Raw genomic sequence first — 9,067 nt, 5'->3', positions numbered from 1 at the left:
CCATCTTTGATTTTTATATTTTGTAAATCTTTGACATTCATAGCATCAGCATGGACTTTTAAAATAAAATTATGCTCTTTTGTGATGATTTTACCACCACCTATTTTCACATTTTCATTCTCTACATCTCTGTTGAGTTCTAAAACAGTAATGCCATATTTATTGAGTGCATCAATATTTGGAAAGATTTTTATCTCTCTGTCTCTATAACCGATGATATTGACACCACCTACACCAATAATCTTTTGAAGTGCTGGTTTTACTTTCTCATCAGCAAAAAGCATAAGATTTTTCTGACTATCTTTTTTTGCTGTTAAAAAAACATTAATGACAGGCGCACTACCGATGTCAAGTTTGCTTACAAGTGGCGTTCTTGCCTCTCTTGGAAGTGTAACCGCAGAGACTTTATCTCTAACATCATTTGTTGCCTCATCAATATTTCTTTGTAAAAAGAATTTGACAATAACAACACTCACACCATCTGAACTTGTTGAAGTGATGCTATCAACCCCACCAATTTGAGAGATGGCTTCTTCTATTTTATCTGTTACTTCTGATTCTATCGTACTTGGTTCAGCCCCTGGGTAGATGGTTTTTATGGTAACTATGGGAAAGTCAATGTTTGGAAAGAGGGCAGAGGGCATACTCTTGAAACTCAAATATCCAAAAATAACCAATGTCATAACATACATTAAGGTTGTTATAGGTCTGTTTATTGCTATTTTATACATAAAAGACTACTTTTTTGCATTTGAGATGATGTAACCATCTCCAAAAAGACCAGGAAGAAAATCTTTTGTAATGACTTCAGCACTTATTTTTCTATCGTTAAAATTTGCTCTAGGGTAAATCTTCGATATTGTGCCAAAATACTCTTTTCCATCGCCATCGAGTTGATACTTGAATTTTTCTCCTACATGGACAAGATTTCTATTTTTTTGATCAAAGCTAAGCAGAAGTTTTCTTTTTGAAATACTTTGTATTTTAAACGCAGTACGAAGCATCATACCACTAACAGCATCCCCTTTTTCAATCTCTTTTGCATAGATAACGCCATCAAAAGGAGCTTTTAGAAATGTTTTGTTATAGAGTGCCTGTTGGTAGGCAAGTTGATTTTTTGCACTCTCATATCTATTTGCAACTGCATCAAATTTTGCTTCATCAATGAGATTTTTAATCTTTAATTGTCTCTCATAATTTTTTTTAGCATATTTAAAAGTAGTCTTGGCAACAGCCAACATTGCTTTTATATCGTTGTTTTGTAACTGTGCGAGAACTTCTCCCTTTTTGACATGGCTGCCAACACTTACATCTATTTTATCAACGATTCCACTTGCAATAAATGCAAGGTTTGCATCTCTCATTGGATGGACTATAAATGTAGCATAAATCTCTGCTGCGTTTACAAGATTCACTAACATGAGTAGTGTTATGACTATTTTTTTCATTACTGTAACTCCCCTAATATATTTTTTCCACTGTAGTAGTAGTAGATCGCATAAGCGACTTCCAAGTCATTTAAACTACTCTCATAGAGTGCTTTTGTGCTTGTTTTTTTTGTAAGTGCATCAAGATAGACAATGTAATCAACAATGCCTGCATTATATTTTTTCTCTATTGTCTTAAAAGCACTTGTTGCTGCGTTTAGCGCACTTTTTGAACTTGTGATTTTGAGTTTTGCTGTTTGGATTCTTGCAAGGGCAAGATTGTATTGCATCTTTTGCTCTTTTGTTTGGTACTCTATTTGCGATGCAAGTGCTGCTGCGTTTAGCTTTAGTGCCTCTTTTGTTTTTGCAAGACTGCCAAAGTCAAAAAGACGGATATTTGCGCTTATGAGTAAGACATTTTGTTTATCAAGTGGGGTTGCTATTTTTTTTGCTAAAGGATCTAGTCTGTCATAAGAGTAGAGAGAGTATTTATCTTCAAGACGGATGTTTGGATAGTAGTAACTCTCTACTGCGTTTGCATTATACTCTATGGCACTTTTCTGTGCGCTTACCGCCTTAATAGTTTCAAGCAGAGCATAATCTCCCTCAAGTTGCTTTTTAAAACTGGAGTTTTGTAAAGTTCCTATTTTTTTACCGACTTTTAACTCTAGTTGGGATTTAAGAGAGAGAATTTGGAAACGAATAGTTTGCATATCGTAAAGATTTGTGTCAAAATCAGACTGCACCCGTTCTACATCATCTAGAGTTGCCATTTTTACATCGTAAAACTGTTTTATGCGTTCAAGTTGGGCTTTGAGTGTTTTTTGTGCCTCTTCTCTTGCGTTTAGTGAAGCCTGAAGACTCTTAATGGCAAAGAAATTTTTAGTGATATTGAGTGCAAGAGACTTTCTAAACGCAGCCGTATCAAAACTAGAAGCATTTAGTGATGCTTTTTTCGCATCAACTTGTGAAGAGCGTCTGCCTCCATCATAGATGTCAACGGCTACTTTTGCGTATGCACTGTAGACATCACCTGCTTGAAAAGGAGAGACTTTATCATCGCGTTTATAAAATCCTCCCAAATCCACAGTAGGAAAATAGTCACTTTTTTGTGCAGTGACACTTTTTGCTTTTGCATCTTGAGTATATTTTTTTGCTAAGACTATATCATTTTTCTCTTGCGCGAGTTTGATAAGCTCATGAAGATTTTCGGCACACAGGAGTGCTGGCAGAAGAAGTAGTAGTAATTTTGTTTTCATTTTTTCACCTCTATTAGAGAAAATATTGTCTCTATGTTTTGATTGAGCTCTTTTTGTAAATCGTCTATTGTATTTGTTATGCTGCTTGAGATAAACATCCCCTCACCAAGCGCAAAGAGCCCTTTGGCTATATCTATTGATTTTGGAATAATCTCTTGTTTGTCTATTCCCTCTTGAATGATGTTGCACATCCAGTTAAAGTATCTATTTACACACTCTGTTTGAAAGCTTGTTATATGCTCATTTGGTGCTGTAAGATTTATGGATATAAAGTCTTTATAGATTTCTCTTAGCTCTTTTGTTTCATCGCTGTAGAAAAATTCAGCAAATATTTTGACTCTCTCTTTTGCAGTAGTGACACTTTTGAGTTTACACTCTTTTGCCTCATCATGCTCAAGCATCATATGGCGAAGCAGTTCAAAAACTATCTCCTCTTTGTTTTGAAAGTAGTCATAAATGCTCCCCTTGCTAATACCTGCGTTTGTAGCAATCTTTGCGATGGTTAAATCTTTGAGAGAGTTGTTTACAAACAAGTCTTTACAAGCAAGAGCAATATCTTTTTTCTTTTGGACTTTATCTACTATGATTGCCATGAAACCTCCATTTATGACCGACTGTTGGTCATTTATAAAATTCTACATTAATTAAGCTTTATAAGATATAATTTTTTTAAATTATTTTGGGGTTTGTATGGATTATTTATTGGCATTACTATTGGCATTTCAAGATGAGGTCTCTCAAACGCAGCTTCTTAAACCAAAGTATTTAGCACATGTAGTTCCCAAAGATATGTCGATTAAGACGAAAAAAAAGCGCTTTTTATATCTTGTAGTTCCTCCTACACAAAATGTTCATAAAAAATTGATGCAACGCTATAAAAGAGTGGCACAAGATATAAAAAATGCTCATATTACTGAGGAGATAGCATCTCTAAAAAAAGAGTATGGTGCTACTAGTAATGAAGATTTATTGGCTCGTTTAAAGCCTCATCCTGTAAGTATTACTCTCGCACAAGCTGCCATGGAGAGTTCTTGGGCAACATCTCGTTTTTTTAATGAAGCAAATAATATATTTGGTATGTGGAGTACAAGTCCAAAACAAGAGCGTATAGCAGCAGGGCAACAAAGAGAGGGCAATGTTACTATTTGGCTGAGAAAATTTGATACGATTGATGACTCCATCAAAGCCTATTATGAATTAATATCTAAGGCTAAAGCCTATGCTAAACTTCGTAAGCTGCGTTTGGAAACAAATGACCCGTTCATAATTACGCAAGGACTTGATAAATACTCAGAGATAGGGCAGGCGTACATTAATGAGATAAACAGTGTGATTCGTCATAATAATTTTACGAAGTATGATAAAGAGTAAATAATAGACATGAAAAGTATTTATTTGTTATTTATCTCGTTAAGTTTATCGGCATTCAGCCTACATATGGACTATATTGGTGAACTTTCTATTTTTGGAAAAGTTGCTGAAGCTTCTATTGTCTATAGTAACAACGGGAAAAAGTATCACATTCGAGTTGTAGGTTATGGAACAGGCATAGTCGGTTATTTAACACAACATAAAAAATACATTTATCAGAGTATTGGTGTAGTTAAAAAAAATCAATTACTTCCCCTAAAATATATTGCACAAGAAACTGCCCAAGATTATAATAAAACAAAAGTGTATACATTTGATTATGAGCATAACAAAACTATTGTTACTAAATATAAAGAAGAAAAGAGGGAAGAGCCAATCTATAATGTTTTTTCTTCTGCAAGAAAGACTAGAAGTAAGTTCATTAATGAAAAATCTACAAAGATATTAGATAAAGTATATGATAATGATATGGTAAGCGTTCTTTTTAATAAAAAAAATAATTTACTAAAAATGAAGATTGGTGAATCAAAATTGATTCGTGCTACTGGTAGCAAAGATACGCAAAAAGGCATAATCGTAAAGTTAGTCAGTATAAATGGTGGAAAGTATAAATATAGTGTAATGCTTAAAAAAGATTATTTAAAAGGTGGTTCGGCAAAAGTAACTTTTATTTTAGACAGTAATAATATTCTGTATAAAGCAAAGGTAAATGGAATACTTTTTTTTGGTAATGCTACAGTCAAAAGATATCAAATTCAATAAAATAGCTACTTTTTTAAATGTCCAAAATAAAATTCAAGATAAAAATTTAATGCATAATTTGCTTCATAATTATGCTCTTTATTGAAGTTTACACTCGGTATTATTCCATAATAAAACCATTTTCGTAAGGCTGTTTTACGAAAACTTAGAGCCGTTGTATAGTTAGTGACACCTCTATATTTCTTTGTTTTATACTCATATTGGGTATTTCCAGAAAAGAGTTGAGATAAATTTAAAGCAGCTGTTTTGTTTAAAATCCAATAGTGTTGCAGTACAAGACTATAATCCATACCTGAGTTTTTTTCTTGAGTTGCACGCAATAGAGTTATTCTAAAGAGTCTAGAATCAGATAAGTGCTTGTCAAAATATATATCTGTCTCTTCTTCAAATAAGTTTTTAAGTGAGTATTTAAACTCTTGAGCTGATAAAATATTCCATGAGTAGAAATCTTTTTCTATTGAATATCTTGCTATAGTAAATAGATTGAGTCCATTTACTCCAAGAGAGTATCGTGATTTTATTTTATGAACAAGAGTGGCAAAATAGTTTATTCCTATTTCTGTTCCATCCTGTTCGTTTAATTGGTTGGTTATAGGATTGCTAGTGACATCTTTTTTTAAGCCATTTATAAAAAGGTTGTATTTTTTGGTACTTTTACTTAATGGAATTCGTGCATTTACTCCTATGTTGAATCTATTGGTCTCTTTAGACTTGAAAGTTGAATTTAGTTTTACAGAAATATAAGTTTCATCTGTCTCATCAGTAAATTTTTTAGTACGAAAAAAATTATCTATAGATGTTTTTTTATGAATTGTATTTTTAACTATAAGTACTGTTGTATTACTATCTGGATTTATAAGCATATTATTAATTGAGTCATCGATATAGTTTGAAGAGTCAATCACTTGGTTTGAAATTAGATTATATGTCTTATCTATATAGCACTCTTTATCAATATCGTCAGCCATAAGAGCTATACTAAATATTAGTAGTAGCAAAATTTGAGTATGATTTAACAACATAGTGTATTTTAAGATATAAATTCTTTAGATGTACTTGAAAACTGTTGTTGACACGCATCCTATTTGGATGACATGTTGGTAACATTTATATGGGTAGATTTTTGTTCTTATATACCTATAAGATAGAGTTAATTTTTCTACACATTATAGTAAGTAGCATCAGGATGATAGACTACAAGTGCAGATGTCGATTGCTCTGGATGAATTTGGAATGTTTCACTCAGTTCAATGCCAAACTCTTCTGGTTTTAACAGATTAAAAAGTGGACGATTAAGCTCCAAATCAGGACATGCTGCGTAGCCAAAGGAGTAACGGCTTCCTTGATAACGGTTCATGCGTACATCTGCTAAGGTATTTCCCTCATCTTTTGCAATGCCTAAATCAAGGCGTATCTGCTTATGAGCAATTTCGGCAAGTGCTTCTGCAAGTTCTACTCCAAGCCCATGAAATTGGTAATATTCAGTATAGTTTCCAGCTTCATAAATCTCTCTTTCAACTTCACTAAGTTTCTCTCCTGCACTTACACATGTTAAGGCTATAACATCATGACGGTCAGCGTGAAAAAAGTCACTTAATGCACGATGAGGTTTTTTACGCTGTCTTGGAAAATTAAAAATCTCCTCTGCACGCCCCATAACCTGATCAAGTGGTTCCCGATTTATATCCTCTTCATTAAACCACCCCTCACTCTCATCAAAAATAAGGAGCGTATTATCATCACTACGGCATGGCCAGTAGCCATATAAAATGGTAGGCTCAAAGAGTTGCTCATCTATAAAGCGTTTTTTAAGTTTTTCATAGGCTGGCCAGACAACTTCATCAAGCTGTTTTTGGTATGCCTCTTTACTCATTCCTTTAGAGGAGTAACCCCAGCGAGATTTAAAGAGGAGTTTGTGGTTTATCCACTCAAATGCCATCTCTACTTGTTGTGAAGTAAGTTTTATTTGGCGTCTCCCCCAAAAGGGTGGGGTAGGAACTACTACATCACGAGAGGGCATTTTTATCTCTTCAAATGGAGGAATGATGTACTCTTTTTCCTCTTTTTTCTCTACCTCTGGTGCATCAGGGTGGAGGTTTGTATCCATATTTCCAGCTTCAATTCGGCTCATGGCAGTAACTCCATCAAAGGCATCTTTACAGTAAAATATAGGACCATCATAAGCAGGACGGCAAAAGTCATCTATGAATGAGCGAGTAAGTGCAGCACCACCCAGAAGCATAGGTATTTTTATGCCTTTTTCTTGTAAGGTTTTGAGGTTTTCAAGCATTACTTGTGTTGATTTTACAAGTAGCCCACTAAATCCAAGTGCCGTTGCGTTTGACTTTTCAAGTGCCTCTAAAAAGCTCTCAAGTTCTACTTTGATGCCAAGATTAATGACTTTGTAGCCATTGTTTGAGAGAATAATGTCCACAAGATTTTTTCCAACATCATGTACATCTCCTTTGACTGTCCCCAGAATAAGCGTTGTATCGACTGCTTTTTCCACTTTTGGCAGGTAAGGGTTAAGATGATCTACCGTTTTTTTCATGGTCTCTGCTGACTGGAGGACGAATGGGAGCTGCATTTGCCCTGAACCAAAGAGCTCCCCGACAACTTTCATGGCATCAATGAGAATTTCATTGACAATAACTTCAGGTTTGATTTTGTGGCGTGCCTCTTCTACAAGAGGAATCATTCTCTCTTTATCGCCATCCATAAGAAGTTTAGCAATTTTTTCTTCATCACTCATAGCAAGGTACTCTTCATCAACAGCATCGTTATTGACTGCCTCTTTTTTGCTAAAGTGGTCTATAAATGTGAAAAGTGCTTCTCCATTTGGTTTACGGTTGAAGATGAGGTCGTCACATATCTCTTGTTCCTCTTTTGGAATTTTATTCAGAGGAATGATATGTTTTACATTAATGATGACTGAGGTAAGTCCTGCTTGGACACAGTGGTGTAAAAACATAGAGTTAAGATATGGTCTTGCATCTTTATCAAGCCCAAATGAGATGTTTGAAAGTCCAAGGGTTGCACCAACTTCTGGATGTTTTTGGCGAAGTTGTTTGATGGCTTCAATGGTATTAATTCCTGCTTCCCAGTACTCTTCATCTCCACTTCCAAGGGTAAAGGTAAGCACATCAAAAACTAAATCCTCTTTTTTAATGCCGTGTCTATTTGTTGCAAGGTCGATAATTCTATCAGCTACGGCGAGTTTATTTTCAACTGTTTTTGCCATTCCAATTTCATCAATGGTGAGACAAACAAGGGAAGCACCGAATTTTTTTGCTAAAGAACAAACTGCATCAAATTTCTCCTCTCCATCTTCAAGGTTTACAGAGTTTAAAATAGGCTTACCACCTATATGTTTGAGTGCTGTTTCAAGTCCTGTTGTTTGTGTTGAATCTGGCATAAGTGGAATAGCGATTTTTTGTGCATAGAGTGCCATAACAGCGTTCATGTCCTTTGTCTCATCTCGTCCTGCAAAACCGACATTTACATCGAGTACATGCGCTCCTGCTCGTACTTGTTGTTGTGCAACGGAGAGTGTACCCTCATAATCTTCTGCTAAAAGAAGTTCACGAAAGGCCTTTGAACCTGTTGCGTTTGAACGCTCACCCATAAGGAGTGGTGCTGGTTTTTGCATTAGCTCTACGGTGTTAAAGAGTGAAGCGATGGAAGTCGGATGCGAGCCTGTTGGGGCTTTTGGCGTAAGGGAGGTGCCGGCATCAACAAGCGCTCGAATATGTTGCGGTGTTGTCCCACAACAGCCTCCTAAAAAGCTCACTCCATCATATTCAAGAAATTTTTTCTGTTGCTCTACAAATTCATCAGGACCCATTGGATAGTAGGTGTATCCGCCACGGTTTTGTGGAAGCCCTGCGTTTGCATGAACACTAATGGGTTTATGCCACACTTCGCTAAGTGTTTTCACATGTTTTCGTACTTGCTCAGGTCCTGTTCCACAGTTAAAACCAAGACTTAAGATGTCAAAAGGCTCCATAATTGTTGCAATAGTTTGTGCATCAGTTCCTATAAGCATCGTTCCACTCAGCTCAATGGTAACGGAGACCATAATGGGAATTTGGGTATCTCTTTGTCTATTTGCCTCTTGAATGGCATGCAATGCTGCTTTTATTTGGAGTGGGTCTTGTGCAGTTTCTATAAGAAAAATATCTGCTCCTCCATCAATAAGTGCTAAACAAAATTCAGTATAACCTGCATACATTTCATCATAAGTAATAT

At 35.4% G+C, this 9,067-nt stretch carries 8 protein-coding genes; 2 read left to right on the top strand and 6 right to left on the bottom strand.

All coding sequences use genetic code 11. From position 1 onward, the window contains the following. The 4 genes from MVY38_RS06550 to MVY38_RS06535 form a co-directional block, all read right to left on the bottom strand. Nucleotides 1-731, bottom strand: a 731-nt coding sequence (locus tag MVY38_RS06550) for an efflux RND transporter permease subunit (protein ID WP_297484538.1), incomplete at its 3' end; no start/stop codon positions are given. Between the two features lie 6 nt (nt 732-737). Beyond that, the gene (locus MVY38_RS06545) at nt 738-1,448 is read right to left on the bottom strand and encodes an efflux RND transporter periplasmic adaptor subunit (protein WP_297484536.1); all 711 of its coding nucleotides are present in this window, start codon (nt 1,446-1,448) and stop codon (nt 738-740) included. Beyond that, nucleotides 1,448-2,686 carry a TolC family protein gene (locus MVY38_RS06540; protein WP_297484534.1) on the bottom strand — a complete coding sequence of 413 codons (1,239 nt, stop codon included), beginning with the start codon at nt 2,684-2,686 and terminating at the stop codon, nt 1,448-1,450. Before MVY38_RS06540 ends, MVY38_RS06545 begins: the two co-directional genes overlap by 1 nt. Beyond that, entirely contained in the window at nt 2,683-3,279 is a 597-nt protein-coding gene (locus MVY38_RS06535; protein ID WP_297484532.1) for a TetR/AcrR family transcriptional regulator, read from the bottom strand. The genes MVY38_RS06540 and MVY38_RS06535 overlap by 4 nt, the downstream gene beginning before the upstream one ends. Before the next feature lie 109 nt (nt 3,280-3,388). Here MVY38_RS06535 and MVY38_RS06530 point away from each other — a divergent pair, with 109 nt between their 5' ends. Together MVY38_RS06530 and MVY38_RS06525 are read left to right on the top strand one after the other, a co-directional pair. Continuing rightward, nucleotides 3,389-4,057, top strand: a complete 669-nt coding sequence (locus tag MVY38_RS06530; RefSeq protein ID WP_297484530.1) for a glucosaminidase domain-containing protein — start codon at nt 3,389-3,391, stop codon at nt 4,055-4,057. A gap of 9 nt (nt 4,058-4,066) precedes the next feature. Then, nucleotides 4,067-4,819: a DUF3108 domain-containing protein gene (locus tag MVY38_RS06525; protein WP_297484528.1), complete on the top strand. Its 753-nt coding sequence runs from the start codon at nt 4,067-4,069 to the stop codon at nt 4,817-4,819. A 5-nt stretch (nt 4,820-4,824) separates the two neighbouring features. On the opposite strand, the gene MVY38_RS06520 is transcribed toward MVY38_RS06525, so the two are convergent. Together MVY38_RS06520 and MVY38_RS06515 are read right to left on the bottom strand one after the other, a co-directional pair. Beyond that, the gene (locus MVY38_RS06520) at nt 4,825-5,787 is read right to left on the bottom strand and encodes a hypothetical protein (protein WP_297484526.1); all 963 of its coding nucleotides are present in this window, start codon (nt 5,785-5,787) and stop codon (nt 4,825-4,827) included. 191 nt (nt 5,788-5,978) lie between these two features. Then, a partial coding sequence (locus MVY38_RS06515; RefSeq protein ID WP_297484524.1) for a homocysteine S-methyltransferase family protein occupies nt 5,979-9,067 on the bottom strand: 3,089 nt, incomplete at its 5' end.

Source organism: Sulfurimonas sp. (assembly GCF_027056685.1).
In the GTDB taxonomy this organism is placed as follows: Bacteria; Campylobacterota; Campylobacteria; order Campylobacterales; family Sulfurimonadaceae; genus Sulfurimonas.
Note: the sequence above shows the minus strand (reverse complement) of the source record. Positions and strands in the feature narration are given on the sequence as shown.